The sequence below is a fragment of the Hydrogenovibrio kuenenii DSM 12350 genome (genome assembly GCF_000526715.1).
Taxonomy (GTDB): Bacteria; Pseudomonadota; Gammaproteobacteria; order Thiomicrospirales; family Thiomicrospiraceae; genus Hydrogenovibrio; species Hydrogenovibrio kuenenii.
Genome location: NZ_JAGP01000001.1, coordinates 621,828 through 638,014, shown reverse-complemented (window position 1 = coordinate 638,014; position 16,187 = coordinate 621,828). Strand labels below are relative to the sequence as shown.

The 16,187-nt window shown below is 43.7% G+C and carries 12 protein-coding genes; all 12 read right to left on the bottom strand.

The window, feature by feature from the left end; translation table 11 throughout:
• The 12 genes from N745_RS0102930 to N745_RS0102875 all read right to left on the bottom strand — a co-directional run bounded on the left by N745_RS0102930 (position 1) and on the right by N745_RS0102875 (position 16,150).
• Positions 1 to 903 carry a carbohydrate kinase family protein gene (locus N745_RS0102930; protein ID WP_024850645.1) on the bottom strand — a complete coding sequence of 301 codons (903 nt, stop codon included), beginning with the start codon at positions 901 to 903 and terminating at the stop codon, positions 1 to 3.
• Positions 904 to 919: 16 nt separating this feature from the next.
• A complete protein-coding gene (locus N745_RS0102925) occupies positions 920 to 1,765 on the bottom strand; it encodes an HAD-IIB family hydrolase (RefSeq protein WP_024850644.1) in 846 nt (281 codons plus the stop codon).
• Positions 1,762 to 3,951 carry an HAD family hydrolase gene (locus N745_RS0102920; RefSeq protein WP_024850643.1) on the bottom strand — a complete coding sequence of 730 codons (2,190 nt, stop codon included), beginning with the start codon at positions 3,949 to 3,951 and terminating at the stop codon, positions 1,762 to 1,764. The genes N745_RS0102925 and N745_RS0102920 overlap by 4 nt, the downstream gene beginning before the upstream one ends.
• 309 nt (positions 3,952 to 4,260) lie before the next feature.
• A complete protein-coding gene (gene atzF, locus N745_RS0102915) occupies positions 4,261 to 6,063 on the bottom strand; it encodes an allophanate hydrolase (RefSeq protein WP_024850642.1) in 1,803 nt (600 codons plus the stop codon).
• Positions 6,060 to 9,695: an urea carboxylase gene (uca, locus tag N745_RS0102910; RefSeq protein ID WP_024850641.1), complete on the bottom strand. Its 3,636-nt coding sequence runs from the start codon at positions 9,693 to 9,695 to the stop codon at positions 6,060 to 6,062. Before uca ends, atzF begins: the two co-directional genes overlap by 4 nt.
• Positions 9,696 to 9,790: 95 nt before the next feature.
• On the bottom strand, positions 9,791 to 10,447 hold the full coding sequence (locus N745_RS0102905) for an urea amidolyase associated protein UAAP2 (RefSeq protein ID WP_024850640.1): 657 nt from the start codon (positions 10,445 to 10,447) through the stop codon (positions 9,791 to 9,793).
• Positions 10,440 to 11,198 carry an urea amidolyase associated protein UAAP1 gene (locus tag N745_RS0102900; RefSeq protein ID WP_024850639.1) on the bottom strand — a complete coding sequence of 253 codons (759 nt, stop codon included), beginning with the start codon at positions 11,196 to 11,198 and terminating at the stop codon, positions 10,440 to 10,442. The genes N745_RS0102905 and N745_RS0102900 overlap by 8 nt, the downstream gene beginning before the upstream one ends.
• On the bottom strand, positions 11,191 to 11,673 hold the full coding sequence (locus N745_RS0102895; protein ID WP_024850638.1) for a CopG family ribbon-helix-helix protein: 483 nt from the start codon (positions 11,671 to 11,673) through the stop codon (positions 11,191 to 11,193). Before N745_RS0102895 ends, N745_RS0102900 begins: the two co-directional genes overlap by 8 nt.
• 1 nt (position 11,674) lies before the next feature.
• Positions 11,675 to 12,610 (bottom strand): ABC transporter ATP-binding protein, encoded by a 936-nt coding sequence (locus N745_RS0102890; protein ID WP_024850637.1) that lies wholly within the window; start codon positions 12,608 to 12,610, stop codon positions 11,675 to 11,677.
• 18 nt (positions 12,611 to 12,628) lie between these two features.
• The gene (locus N745_RS0102885; protein ID WP_024850636.1) at positions 12,629 to 13,603 is read right to left on the bottom strand and encodes an ABC transporter permease; all 975 of its coding nucleotides are present in this window, start codon (positions 13,601 to 13,603) and stop codon (positions 12,629 to 12,631) included.
• 176 nt (positions 13,604 to 13,779) lie between these two features.
• Positions 13,780 to 14,883, bottom strand: coding sequence for a phosphoserine transaminase (locus N745_RS0102880; protein WP_024850635.1), 1,104 nt, complete (start codon positions 14,881 to 14,883; stop codon positions 13,780 to 13,782).
• 40 nt (positions 14,884 to 14,923) lie between these two features.
• Complete coding sequence (locus N745_RS0102875) at positions 14,924 to 16,150, bottom strand: ATP-grasp domain-containing protein (RefSeq protein WP_024850634.1); 1,227 nt, start codon at positions 16,148 to 16,150, stop codon at positions 14,924 to 14,926.
• Positions 16,151 to 16,187: the final 37 nt, after the last annotated feature.

The following is a 16,187-nucleotide window of genomic DNA, read 5'->3' as shown; positions in this document are numbered from 1 at the left end:
CTACTCTTTAATGGTATTTAGGATTGTTTGGTAAAAGTCACAGTCATTTGTAGTCGCGCCACGCATGCTGATAATTTGTGACGCAAAGGCCTGTGCCATTTTAAGGGTTTTATCTATTGGCCATTCATGCACTAATCCATGCAAATAGACCGAAGTGAAGGCATCGCCCGCTCCCACTGCATCGACAATTTCAGCATTGTTATTGGATAAAACAGTTTCAGGTTTTATTTCAAAGAAGCCTTCTTCAGCATCAAACACCATCGCTCCCATTTCGCCGCGAGTCAGTATGACTTGTTCCAACGCATAGTTTTCAGCCAGCTCCGTCAAAGCCGATTTTAAATCTGGCGTAGTAAAACCTAGCGCTCTCAACTCGTCTTGGTTTAGCTTTACCCAACGCGCAGAATCCAGCCAATAAAGAACTTCTTGTTTCGTCCACCAAGGTTCTCGTAAATTCACATCTAAGAAAATAGAGTTTCCCAAAGTCGAGGACATTTCAACCAGAGCATGACGCGAAACACGATTACGTAACCCTAGCGTTCCATGATAAAGAATCCTTTCTTCAGGCAAAGGGCTTATTTCATGAAAATCAATAAAATCATAAGCACAGTCTGGTGTAATCTCATAATGTGGCTCACCATCTAGTAACGATATATCAACCTGACCGGTAGGATGAGTGGCATCGACTTGAAGTTGCGTCAAATCCATACCCCATTGACGCATTTCATAAACCACCTTTTGCCCTCTCGGGTCATTGCCGATTCGAGAAATAAAAATTGGATTATCACCAAATGCTTGTAGATGCCAAGCTACATTAAATGGTGCGCCCCCTAACACCTCATTTCCATCCGAAAAACAATCGAATAGAACCTCTCCAAATACAACTATTTGAGTTTGATCCGCCATCTTCCCTTTACCTCAATCAATCGCCTGATTTAAGCCTTAAATTACAAAATTTAAAGTATTCCAATCCTTGCAAAATACCATCCACGTAATTGCCGTTACCTTGTTGCTGCTTTTTCGCTAAATAAAGTGCTCTTTCATTTCCCAGTTTTCTTGCCTGCAATTGCGCTTCTTTTCTAACTGAATCCGTCGCATTTGCCACTAAAACCGAAGGAATTTCACTTGCCAACACAGGCAAATCATTACCACTATCTCCAGCAAAAAACACCTGATTTTCTCCATGATTCAGGCGTTGATGTAAAAAGCGAATCGCATGAAGTTTTGTTGCAGAAGCAGGCAAAATATCCAGCAATCCAACATTAGTTAAATCATCAATACTCCAAATCAGATTCGCCTTAATCGCATTTTCTGCCAGGCTGGCCTCGACTTGTTTCATCAAGATTTTTTCATCTACAGGCAAAGAAACGTAATAACTCAATTTATGATGATTCTGCTTACTTTCTTCTTGAGGTAAGAGTTGCTCTATTGGCGCTAACAGTTTTCGAATACTCTGGTTTGTCCAACCTTGCCAATCCGGCGCGATTTCGTCTTCCCAAACTTGCCAAACTTGCCACTTACCGTTATCGACATGATAGATTTGTGTACCAACATCGGTAATCGCGTAATCCGGTGTCGGTAAGTTATATTCCGCTATTGCTTCTTCTACAAGAGCTTTATGCCTACCTGTTACATAAATCAAGCTTACGTCATCCAAACGACAACACTGAGCAAATAAACGCCTTGATTCAGGTTCATCTGGCTGTTCACCATTAGGAATCAATGTACGATCCATGTCGGTACACAAGAGTATCGATTGCTGATTCACGAACCTTCAACCTCCATGGTTTTGATTACGTCCTGTTCTTCACGCGGATCACGACAGCTACCAAAGAAATCATAAAATTCTAAGGCTTCCAATATTCCTTTTTCATAAGGTTGGTCGGCAAAATAAATACGATCAATATCCACCAATTTAGATAACTCTTCATCATGGCGGTTTGCCACGACTGCAGCCAATGAATTGCCTCGCATCATATCTTCATCCGAGCCAGCACCACCTGCAACAAAAACCCTTTCCAAAGGAATTTGCCATTGATTGACAACATAGCGCAGAGCCATGCCTTTTGACGCGCGTATCGGCAAGATATCTAAAAACTGTCCAAATGACAGTTGTACATTCACCGACTGCTCTTCTTTATGCAACAAACGTTTAATCTCTTCTACATCGGCTATATCGGGATCAATAAAATAACTGAGTTTGAAGAAGCTTTGTTCAAGTTTTGGCTGACGTTCCAAACCTGGATATTCATCCAAAAGCTGCTTTAATTTATGCCTTGTCCAGTGATAATCGATGTGTTTTGCCCATGCAGTATCCATGGTAAGTTTGGGTGCATAATTGATTTCGGTTCCGCCACTACTAATCAAAATATCCGGCTCCGGCATGCCATTTTTTTTCATTAGCTTCAATGCAGAATCTAGACGCCTTCCGGTTGCGACGATAAATAATGTGTTCTTACGATTTTGACGCAACAGACCTATCAACTCATGCAATGATTCACTGTCGCCCATTAAGTTTTGATCCAAACTCGTGACAAAGACACGATCAGGATAAATATCTCGACGCTGCCCTGATACACTCGGCTTCAGTCGTTGTTCTGAATCTTTCGCTATGGTTTCCGTAACATCCAAATAGCGTTCAACGTGCGCGTCCCAAGAGTAATGCTCTCGCACACCTTTTAAACCGTTCTCTACATAGCGACTATACAAGTCAGGAAAAGTCAGTAGCTTTAATAAGGCATCACTGAGGGTTTCAGGCTCCAAAGGATCAATCAAAATACCGTTATGACAATTGCCAATGATGTCTCTCGGCCCACCATCTTCTGTTGCCACGATGGGCAGCCCAGAAGCGGCTGCTTCTATCAGAGTCAATCCAAAAGGTTCGGTCAGTGCGGGATTGACAAAAATACCTTTGGTCGCGGCGGCAATTCGATAAATTTGGGAAACTTGTTCTCGTTTATGATGCTTTGGTAATGCAACTTTGCCGTAAAGATCATAACGGTCTATCGCCACAAAAATCTCTTGAAATACAGATTGTGCTCCATGCTCCAAATCGTCTATATCATCTCGATTACCCGCAATAATGACCAAATTCGCCAATGATTGCAGTCTTAAAGATTGACCATAGGCCTCAACCAAAGAAACAATATTTTTTCGCTTGTCAGGTCTGGATAAAGCAAGAATTATCGGACGGAATGGTTCTTTCAGATGTTTCACCAGTTCGTAAAACAAAGGGGTATCCAACTCATGATCACCATCAGGTGGCATAAAATCATTTAGATTCGTTCCTGGTGGCAATACACGCATTTTTTCAGGCTGATAGAAGTCATAGAGCTCGTATTGTTCTTCTATTTCCTGGTGAGTGCTGGTAATCACCCTTTCGGCAACAGCCAACACATTTTCTTCCGCATCGATTCGACGCGTCATGTTGTAGAGAACTTCAATTTCTTGTGCGGACAATCCACTGGCTAACAATCGCCTACGCTTCACGCGCCCTAAAGAATGCCCTGTATGAACCAAAGGAATACCGAGTTGATTCGCCAGATGTTCTGCCACATAACCACCATCCGCATAATGACTATGTAAGATATCCGGGTAAGCATCCTGCTCGCGAAAATAGTTCATCATATTGTCGGTAAAAGCGTCTAGGTAGTCCCAAAGCTGTTCTTTTTGCACATACTGGTTTGGGCCGGCTTCAATCCGAACTATTTGCAAATGATTAGGCAGTTTTTCACGAGGTACGGCATAGTCTTTTGAAACATCATCATCTACCACTTTACGGGTAAACAAATCCACACGGCCAACAGCAGGATGTTTGGCTAAAGCCTGAGCAAGTTCAAGCACATAGAGTGTTTGCCCGCCGGTATCAGCATCTCGCCCCAACTCAAGATTTTTTCCACGAATCAAACCATGCACACTGATTAACGCAATGTACAACTTCCCTGTCTCAGGCATAGAATCCTATTCCTCCCTTATTCAAGGCTTTGACGGTTCATAGTTTCGATGCACGACTTACGCCATCATGGCACGCACACAGACACACATCATCGATTGATGCGATTTAAAAAAGACTGTTTGTTCTACCCCAAATATCGTCATCAGGATAAAAAACGTTTGAAATTTAAATACTTAAATTAAAAGATTAGATGTTTTGATTGTACAAAACACAGCAAAGAAAACAAGCTTTGAAACAAAATTAAACCAAGATTCCAGACTTTCTCCAAGGTAATTACAAAAGTCTGGAGCCTTAGCTAAAGTGGAAAGTTAATGATCTCTTTCCGACATCCAGTTGCGCCAACCACCGGTTTGGCTGATACTCTTGGCACCTTCTATACCATAAGGCTCACAAATAAAACCGACCACTTGCGAACCATCAACCAACTCAACCTTACCCAAACCCAACGGTGATGGAATCAATGCCAGAAAAGAGCCTAAATGCTGCTTAGGCATCGCCCATACTTCTACTTCAATGCTAAAGCCTGTTGCTTCATTTTTCACTAGACCTGGCTTTAGAATTGGTCTTTCAGAGAGTTCGTAAAAATTATATTTTGCTGCTGTTTGCGTGGTCTGCAACAATTTTGCACCGCGCTCAGTTAACTGCCAATTCAAAGGAAAGCCCGTCAAATGCGCTCCAACCACCGCCAGCGAAATGCTATGCGGATTAACGAAGTGTGATGAATTCCTTTCCGTCACAGGGGTTTGCTTCGCTCCTGATGTTTGCACGAATTGACCGTGCAATTTATCGGCAAGTTGCATCAACAAACGATCAGAACCTGCTGGTGCAAACATAGTCAGACCTGCTGGCAAACTGTCTTCTCTGAATCCAGTCGGCATTGCCAAAGCAGCATAATCCAACAGGTTCATGAAATTAGTGTAAGTTCCCAACATTGAATTGAGCTTAATCGGTTCTTTCTGCATCTGCTCAATAGAGTAAATGGTCGGTGTGGTTGGTGTAATCATGCAATCAATCTCACCCCACAAAAACTCGGTTAACTTCTGTGCTTTCTGTAGAGCATAACTGCCTTTGTATGCATCTGCTGCACTCAAGCTTCTCGCCCCAGCGATAATGCTTCCAACACTCGGATCCATTACCTCTTCATGCGTTTCCATAAAGTCAGCAATCGCGACATAGCGTTCAGCAACCCAAGCACCTTCATAGAGTAGTTTTGCAGTGTCCAACCAAGGCTGAAAGTCGATTTCTTTAACTTCATAGCCTTGTTTTTTCAATGTAGCGATTGAATCGTAAAAATGCTTCTCAGCTTGCTTATCACCCGCAAACTCCAAAGTCTCCGCAGTAGGAATCCCAAATACCGGACGCGCGCCCCAAGCTGGTGGCATCAACGCCATTTCATCACGACTGAACTCATCTTCATCGTCAGCTTGTGCTGCCACTTCAAATACGTCATAGGCATCTTGCGAATTCAGCGCAAACACGCTCACCACATCTTGAGAGCGAACCGCTGGCACAACACCTTTGGTACTTAACAGTCCTTTAGAAGGCTTTAATCCAATCAAGTTGTTGAATGCAGCCGGCACACGACCAGAGCCTGCCGTGTCAGTTCCCAAAGAAAAACTACATAGGTTTAATGCCACAGAAACTGCCGAACCAGAACTTGAACCGCCAGAAATCATATCGAAATCAAACGAGTTGTGACACACACCATAAGGCGAACGCGTGCCGACTAAGCCGGTTGCGAACTGGTCCATATTGGCTTTACCCAAAGGAATCGCTCCAGCATCAATCAACAACTGAACCACCGTTGCCGAAGATTCAGGTACATAAGCGTACTCAGGGCAAGCCGCAGTAGTTGGAATACCCGCCAAATCGATATTATCTTTAATGACAAACGGAACGCCCCACAACGGCAAACTATTTGGTTCACTGGCTTCCAGTTTCGACAAATAAGGGTCTAGCTCAGCTTCAGACAATAAATGGATAAAAATATTATGATTGCTATAACCTTGCGCTTCTTTCACAAGCTCAGACATAAGCTCACGAGGCGACAGCTCGCCGGAAGCATAAAGCTGCTTCAACGATGAAATACGTAAGTCTCTTTGAGTACTCATTCCTCACCTACCTCCAAAATCATTAACGCCTGCCCGTTTTGAATCAGGTCACCTTCATTCACCAAAATTTCTGCCACGGTGCCATCGCACTCTGCTTCAACGGGAATCTCAATTTTCATCGTTTCCAGAATGGCAATCACACCCCCTTCCTCGACTCTGTCGCCTGGTTTAACCGTAATTTTCCAAGCACTACCGGTAATCGGTGACATGGCGGCTTCAAAGCCTTCAGGAATTTCTATTGGCGTCTCACCCAGCACTTCTTCTTGCGCAGCGTTAGACTCGAAATTCGCTTGTCCGGTTTCCTCCCAACGCTGACGCTCTGCTTCAAAAGCAGCTTGTTGCTTAGTTTGGAAAGTTTGGATGCTATCGGCTTCTTCTGCTAAGAACCCTTGATACGCGCTTAAAGATAAAGTCGTTTCCTCGATTTCAATGTCATAGCGCCCAAGCGGGAAATCATTTCTCGCCTTGGCCAACTCTTCTTCGCTGACTGGATAAAATTGAATCTGGTCGAAGAAATCCAACAGCCAAGGTTTTCCTTGCTGGAAAAATGGCGTATTGAAATAGGCATTCCACATCTGGATGGTACGCCCGACAAACTGATAACCACCTGGGCCTTCCATACCGTAGACACACATATAGGCGCCGCCGATACCAACGGCATTTTCTGGTGTCCAGGTACGAGCTGGATTGTATTTAGTGGTAACCAAGCGGTGACGAGGGTCCAAAGGTGTCGCCACTGGAGCTCCTAGATAAACATCTCCCAAGCCCATGACCAAATATTTGGCATCGAACACAATACGCTTCACATCTTCAATCGAATCCAATCCATTGATACGACGAATAAACTCAATATTACTTGGACACCAAGGCGCATCTGGACGCACAGTTGTCATGTATTTTTCAATCGCCAAACGCGTGCTTGGATCATCCCAAGACAAAGGCAGACGAACAACACGGCTTTTCACCGTTAAATCTTTTGCTGAAGAAATCTCATCTTCCAGTGCTTTCAGCATTTGAATCAAATGATTCTGAGAAACTTTTTTCGGATCATAGTGAACTTGTAGTGAACGAATCCCTGGCGTCAAATCACGTAAAAACTGCCAGGCTGGGTCTTCATCTTTCAGTGTTTTCAACTTCTCTACCAACACTTGAATACGGAAACGCAGTGCCAAATCCAGCTCCATTGCACCGTACTCAATCAACACATGACTATCACCTGAGCGGCGATATTTGACACCAAACTCATGTTCATCTGAAGAAATTTCTAGTGCAAGACATGATTGCTCTGTTGGCGAAGCCAGAAATTTTGTATCGGCCAACATCCAGTCCGTCAATCCTGCTAAAGCGGCTTCTTGAGCTTTAAGCTCTTCTTCAGCCATCTCAATCGAAACGGGTCTAAAGCGAACTTTATCACCTGGACGCAATTGCCCCATTTTCCATTGCTCTGCTTCGATAATGGTTGCCGGGCAAACGAAACCGCCCAAACTAGGGCCATCTTGCGCCAGGATAACCGGCATATCACCCGTGAAGTCGATAGCACCAATCGCATAAGGATTATCGTGAATATTCGATGGATGCAGTCCGGCTTCACCACCATCTGTTCGCGCCCACTTGGGTTTTGGCCCGATCAGGCGAATCCCGGTGCGGCTCGAGTTGTAATGCACTTCCCAATCGGTTGAAAAGAAGGTGTCTATATCTTCATCGGTAAAGAAATCCGGTGCGCCCTGTGGCCCGTAAATCACCGCAATCTCGACACGGTTATCCAATTTTGGAATTAAACCTTTCGGTAAGTCATTCAATACGGCATCCTGAACACTATGGCGGGATAAACGTAATACATCCCCTGCACGTAATAGACGACCGCCATGTCCACCAAACCCACCTAGCGAGAAAGTGGTTTTACTGCCCATATAATCCGGCACATCAAATCCACCTAACACGGCCAAGTAAGCTCTTTGCCCGGTTTCTTTGATGACTTTCGATTTAAATTGTTGACCCGCTTTAACATGAACCGCCTGCCATTGTGGAATCGGCTCTTTATCTAAAGTCGGTTGAATGTCTGCTCCAGTGACGCAGATCACCGTATCACGGTCAAACTTCAGGCTGATGCCCGACACGGTCATTTCAATAGTCGCAGCATCTTCGGGGTTGTTCAAACAACGGTTTGCAAGACGATGCGATAAAGCATCCATCGGCCCCGAAGGCGGAACACCAATATCCCAAAAACCGACACGCCCAGGATAGCTCACCAACATGGAGTGAGTACCAGGATTGGTCACTTCTACCGTATAAGGGTCATGGCTAAAACTATTGAGAAATTGCGTATATAAGTTTTTTGCTTTGATGAAATCTGGCGATTCGCTTAAGGCCTCCAAGTAAAACACATTGGTTTCAAAACCGTAAATACGCGTTGATTTCAATGCCATGTTCAACTTACTAACTGCATCGTTTCGGTCTTTCCCTGTAACGATGATTTTCGCCAGCATAGGATCATAGAAAGAGCTGACTTCCTGACCTTTGGAACACCAGGTATCCACTCGGCAATCAGTTGGCATATCCCAACCCGTCAATTTACCGGAACTTGGCTGGAAGTTTTTAAATGGGTCTTCGGCATAAACACGTACTTCGATGGCATGTCCTGTTGCTGGGTTAACCTTACCCCCGCCTGGCAGATTTTGGTCAAAGGCGACTTGCACCATCCATTCGACTAAATCGACATTACGAACTGCCTCGGTAATACCGTGCTCTACCTGCAAACGCGTGTTTACTTCCAAGAAATAATATTGATTGGCATCGGCATCATAAACATACTCAACCGTACCGGCAGATTGGTAACTGACCAACTCTCCCAAACGCACCGCATGGGCTTCCATTTCAGCAACCATATCTCGGCTAATGCCGACCGCAGGCGTTTCTTCCACCACCTTTTGGTTACGACGTTGCAATGAACAATCACGCTCGCCAAGCGAAACGACCTTGCCTTTACCATCACCGAAAATCTGGATTTCGATATGACGGGCGTTAACAACAAACTTCTCTAGGAAAATACCGGCTTGACCGAATGAGTTCTGACTCAGACGTGCGACCTGCTCAAATGCTTCCGACAACACCTCTGCCGAATCACATTTCTGCATCCCAATACCGCCACCGCCCGCGGTACTTTTCAACATTACGGGATAACCGATACGATCCGCTTCTTTTAGAGCCTCTTCTACAGTTTCCAACAGGTCTGAACCTGGTAGCAAAGGCACTTTTGCCTCAATCGCCAATTCACGGGCTGTGTGCTTTAAACCAAACTCTCGAATATGCTTTGGTGACGGCCCGATAAAACGGATTCCCATGTGTTCACAATCTTCCGCAAAGCTGGCGTTTTCACTCAAGAAACCATAACCAGGGTGTATCGCTTCCACCCCCAATGCTTTTGCTCGCTCAAGAATCAACGGAACATTCAAATAAGTTTCTGTCGCTGCGTTGCCTTTAAGAAAAATGACTTCATCGGCTTCTTTTACATGCAACGATGCTCGGTCAGCATCCGATGCCAAAACAACAGAAGTGATATTCATTTTTTTCAGGGTGCGAATAATACGCGTAGCGATGGCACCGCGGTTTGCAATCAGCACTTTATTAAACATAGGTTTTCCTTTTTCAGATCGTTCTGAAGCTACCATCTTCAACTGGGTCGTCCCAGCCGGCTTTACTCTTTAATTAGTCGTCATTGACTGTTTAGTTATTCCCAAATCACCATTTCTACAGGCGTCGGGTTATAACCATTACATGGGTTGTTCAATTGCGGACAGTTCGACACCAACACAAGCACGTCCATATGCGCCTGCATTTCGACATAACGCCCTGGCGCTGAAATACCATCATCAAAATCCAAATGCCCGTCTGGTGATACCGGTACATTCATAAAGAAATTAATGTTGCTCGCCAAATCTCCTTTTGTCATCGGATGGTCGGCATGGCAATCGCACGTGTTCAACGCCATCAAGAAGGAATCACGGCAAGAGTGCATATGACGTTTCTCAATCGCATAACGCACTGTGTTACTTTCAGCTGAACACGCACCGCCAATGGTATCGTGACGACCACAGGTATCATCAACAATCGTCAACATCGGGTTAATAAAATTAGATTGCAACACACTACCAGTCGTCAAGTAAATATTGCCTTGTTCACGAATGGTATCCGCTGCTGAATAGCGTTCTGAATGGTCTTTCGCGTTATAGAATAAAGTGTCTACTGCTTGGTTACCTTCCAAGTCGACAATACGGAAAAACTGCCCCGCTTTTACTTCGTGCATCCAAGGTTTACCTGCCTCAACCACTTCTCGGTAAACGATACGGCTATCGTCAAAAGTTTCTGTCTGCATCACATTAGCCATTTGGGTTTTCTCCATAATAAACTTTGGTGTTGTAGTAAGCGCGCTCGTTTTCTGCTCTATGCAAACGACATGGGTCGTCATTCTCTACTGGCATGGCTTTGAAGACGCTTAGTTCAATCGGTTTTGGGTCATACGCTGTATTCGGATCCAATGGGTGTTGAGCCGTAGCTAAACTGACAATACAGTCCATCTCAAAACGTAAATCGACCGTATCGCCCGCTTTTGAGTTGCCTTCCACAAAGGTCATCGCACCACTTTCTTCCACGCGAACTTTACTGAACCAGTTAATGTTAGGCATGATGTCACTAACACCCAAGCCCCATTTTTCCAGCTCGTTGATCAAGCTATCAAACCCGCTTTTGTAATAATCATTGTGCGCTTCTTGATAAGTCTTCACACCGAACTTTTTCTCGACCATGCGTGCATTAGAAATACCGCCAATGGTGTCGTGCCAACCGCAGCTATCGCCAATAATGGAACACATGACGCGTCCCATATCGCTAAAGCACATATTCGGAGTGGTTAGAAAAGCGGTTTTCTGTGCTTTCAAGGTATCCGGCATGTTATAGCGTTCGTTTTTCACTTCGATGTTGTTCATCAGCATGGAAACGTTTGCACCGCCCTCAACATCCATGATTCTCAAAACGGTGCCACGGCGAATCACGCCTGACCAATGGGCGCCACCCGGTAGGTTTTCACGCCAAATCAAATCACCCAGCCTGGCAGATTTTGATAGATTGTTTTCAGTCATTCGACTTCTCCTGTGTTGTGTCTTTCACCCGGGTATAAATGGGTGGCAAAGCAGAATGGGTTAAATATAAATTTCCGGTTTTTACACCGCGGTTAGATAACATTTCATCACCGATACGTTTCAAGTCTTGTGCAGGTCCCTGCATCAAGTTCACCTCTAATGTATATTGATCCATTAACTGGATCTGCGTAGAGGAAATAATCTCGGCAACATTTTGATGCTTCAAGTGATTTAATTTTTGCTGTAAGCCAGAAATCGTGTGGTCATAAACCAAAGTCAGCGTACCTGCCATAACCTCGTTGGTGTAGTTTTGGCGATAGGAAGCAACTTCTTTTTGAATCATTTCCGCCAACAGTGCCGAGCGATTCTGAAAACCCCGATCGACAACCAGTTGATCTAAATCTTCAAGCACCTTCGCTGGCAATGAAGCACTGGTCCTTACTAAGCTGTTTGTGTTTTTAGGTTGTTGTGCCATATCAATAAATATCCGGAACTTCTGCGTTAACAGGAACCATGCGCACCATACTAAGCTTATCTTCCATTGAAGTGTCTTCTTCCACTTCAGGCGGGTGCACAAGCGTTTCTAAATATTCTTTGGTTGCTAAGAAGGCTGGGCTTAACAAGGTATCGTCTTCTCTCGGTCTAGGTAAAGGCACCTTCACCACTTCTCGAACACGCCCAGGATTGGCATCCAAAACTAAGATACGGTCTGCAAGATAAATCGCTTCATCCAAATCATGCGTAATAAAGAAAATGGTAATGTCGATATTGCGCCATATTTCCAATAAATACTGCTGCATTTTCAAACGGTTTTTCGGGTCTAGTGCCGCAAAAGGCTCATCCATCAACAAAATTTTCGGTTGATTTGCCAACGCTCTCACGATAGCAACACGTTGTTTCATACCGCCTGACAGCTGGTGAGGATAAGCATCGGCAAACTTAGACAAACCAACCAAATCAATCCATTGCAAGGCTTCTGTTTCTGCTGTGCTTTTCGCCATACCCGATTCAGTTAAACCAAACATCACATTTTGTTTTACCGACATCCAAGGAAATAACGAATAGCCCTGAAACACCATGCCACGATCTGGCCCGGGCTCAACAACATCTTGACCATCAACTAGAATCTGCCCGCTTTCCTTTTGCTCCAAACCTGAAATCAGTCTTGCCAAGGTCGACTTACCACAACCTGATGGTCCAACCACACAAATAAATTCACGCTTAAAAACACTAAAATCAATGCCATCCAAAACTTTATTGACGTTGCCCTTATGTTCAAACGATTTGTGCAGCTCTTTCAACTCAAGCGAAACGGGGCGCTGCTCAATGCGCTCATTTCTTTCTGCAATTTCCGGCGTTATCCATTCATCCAATGGGTGCTTGTCTGGTGAAGTGTGTGTCGTATTAGTCATTAATTACTCCAGAATTGCTTAATTTGAATTATTCCAAGGGAACAAACGTTTACCAAGTTTTGCTAAGATCATGTCGGTCACAATACCAAAAATACTGATCATCAATATCGCCGCGAACACATTGTCAAAGTTCTTATAGCGTGCTTGTTGCGTGATAAAAAAGGTAATCCCCGAGCTGGTTCCAATCAATTCCGCAACGATCAGATACGTCCATGCCCAACCTAGCAGAATACGCATGTCACGGAACAAATCAGGCAAGACACCCGGCAAGATGACTCGACGAATCAACGAACCACCTTTACAGCCCAGCGTTAATGCTGCTTCTACTAAAGCCATATTCAACTTACGCGTCGTGGTAGCAACAATCAGCACCATTTGAAAGAAAGTACCTATAAAGATAATGGCAATTTTCGGTGCGTCATAAATACCCAAAATTGCAACTGCTAGCGCTCCAAACGCAGGTGCTGGCAAATAACGGAAAAACTCGGTAAAGGGTTCAATTAATCGTGATGCAGAATGATAGGTTCCCGCCAAAATACCAAGCGGCACGCCAAACACCATCGACCAGAAAAATCCCCAGAAAATAATTTGAATTGAGTGCCAAAGACTTTCGTGCAACCAAGGTTCGTTATAGCGCTTAGGCGGCGTGGTAAATGCCGTATACATTGCCTTAGCAACCTGATCTGGAGCGGGCAAGTAAACAGGGTTGGCTGGTATGCCTTGTGGAATTTTTACAGGGTTTTCATTCTTAATCGCCAAACGTTTTTCAACTTCACGATTAAAAACATCCTTATTGACTAAAGTGCCAACTCGGAAATAACTTACATCACCAGGATGCGTTACTTGAATTTGAGGGTGCCATATAAAAGGAACATAGCTGACTAAACTCCAAAGCAAAAGCGGAATGGCAAAACTCGCAAAAGTCAGCCAAAGTTTAGATTTTTTATCAAGCTCTGTTCTAGGTGTTGTCCAAGTCTTAGGGAAGATTGCCATAGTGCTTTCTCTTGGTTTATCAGTATTTTATTACGATTTACTATATTCGTAATAAGCAACCTGCATACCAAAAGAAAAAATACTTATAAATCAATGGTTTAATAAGATTAAATCAAGAATATTGTTCAACAAAAAAACAGATTTGCACCAAACTAAATCATGAGTGCATCACAAAGTTAACGGTGTGCCTGCTGAAAGGATGACATAAAGTCTACTAACTGTTCTGCTGCAGATATCGTTAAACCATTATAGATAGAAGCCCTGACGCCACCTAAAGAACGGTGTCCATCTAAACCTGAAAAACCGGCTTCGCCTGCGGCCTGCAAAAAGCTTTGCTCTAACTCCTGCGTAGCTAAATTAAACGCCACGTTCATCAAGGAGCGATCTTCTTGTCGCGCCCAGCCGGTATAAAACCCGTCACTACCATCAATGGCCTGGTACAACAATTCTGCTTTTTTACGATTGATTGCTTCCATGTTTTTCAAGCCACCGACTTCATCTTTAATCCAACGGGTTACTAAAAGCGTGACATAGATAGCGAATACGGGTGGCGTGTTGTAATTAGAATGTGCAGAAACTTGGTTTCTATAATCTAGAAATGATGGCAAATTGCCCTGTTCTCTTGCACTATCCAAAACAGATTTTTTAATAAGAACAACCGTCACACCTGCAGGTCCAATGTTTTTCTGGGCATGTGCATAGATAATTGAAAAACGATTCGCTTCAATAGGCCGTGACAAGAAGTCAGATGACATATCACAAACTCTCGGAACACTGTCATGACCTAAAACTCTGTGAAACTGTAGACCTTCAACCGTTTCGTTTGAAACATAATGAAAATAAGCCGCATCCTTAGAAAAAGTAAGCTCTTCATCATCCGGCAAACGATGATAGCCTGCATCTTCTCCCGACCATAGCACCTTTACTTTCCCTTCTTTTTTCGCTTCTGCAACGGCCTTTTGTCCCCAGTAACCTGTTTGCAGATATTCCGCTTCCAGCCCTGAACCTCGCAACAAAGTGATTGGAATCATTGAGAACTGCTGAGTTGCGCCCCCTTGTAAAAAGAGCACATGAAACTCGTCATCAATACCCAATAGCTCACGAACATTCGCCTCAGCTTCTTCTAGAACTGAAAGAAACCAAGCTGAACGGTGACTCATCCCTAAAACAGACATGCCGGTTTCTGGTAATGCAATAATGGACTGTTGAACTTGATCAAGAACGCTTTGAGGTAAAGCACCAGGACCCGCGGAGAAGTTTAATTCATTCAAGTTTTTCATATAAGTTTACATATTAAGTTAGACAGAAGAGCCATTTAAACTAAGAGCCTGCAGTTATTTTATCGTCCACCATTTGATTGAACGCATCTTTAATCTTTTGGATAGGCTCTAATTTATATGCAAACATATCTACCGGATCCATACCGTGAACCACCATAACATGATCAATTTCAAATATTAAAAGCTGTCCATCCATCGTTTCAGCACAATCAATACCAAGATAATCCAATCCCGTTTTTTCATAAATAGCGCTTAGCGCATCTTTATGACGACCAATAAACTCATCAAAATGCAACATGCTTTTGGCTTCATCATCACGCTTATCTTGCTCTTCCAGCATGCCAGCATTCACATAATGAATCATCCAATGCGTAGAAATGGCTTTATGACAGATATAGGCATCACCTTCAATCAATACCACCCTGTATTTACTAAAGTTCCCTTTTTCATCACTGTAGTCAATAAAATTGGAGATAAAGAACTCATCACAATCCACAGCCTGTAAATAATCCGCCAAAGCATCTAGGTCATTCATTTTTTCCAAATCACGACCTGCATGTGAATCGCGAGGTCTAATAATAATAGGGAACCTTACGCCTTCAAAACTATCTGCTAGCCGATCTTTATTAGCGACCAAACCTGTTAATACAGGCTTTTCAACTAGAAAAGTCATAGGGATCTCAATACCAGGAACATCCTGTAACAATTCACTGGCACGGGTTCTGTAGGTATTACCTATAAACTCAGGAAGGTTGAGAACTGGTTTATCCCATCCCGCTAACTTTTTTGTTAAAGCTTCCAGTGCAGGCCCATTCTGTTCAGACGCACAAACACCAACCATCGCAATATCATGTTCGGGAATATCTTCTAAAAACCAAGGTTCTTTATCATCGAGAAAATAGAAAATCAGCTCAACGGCTTCCCCTTCCAGTAAGCAATCAAGAGGTGTGTTCTCGGATACAACACCTGGAACCATAAACAATAGCAACCTGTATTTTGCAGGTTGAATAGCTGGAGGAATTCGGTATGTTCGTTTTAAAAGAAGCGCCTGTTTCTGGATATCTAGTCCCAGTTCTTCACCACCGAGAATCTGCATAATCATCGATAAATTCATCAACAAATCGGCGTTTGCAGAATGTTCTTCTAATTTCTCAAATATTTTTTGCGATAGAGGAAGTAAGTCTTGTCCCTCTAAGCTTAAGCGTAAAAACGGCGCTAGCCCAAGAAATGTATTAAGAGGTGTACGTTCACCTGAAAAATCGTTCATCAATATCCTTTACTCTATCGTCTTCCTTGATTGCCAC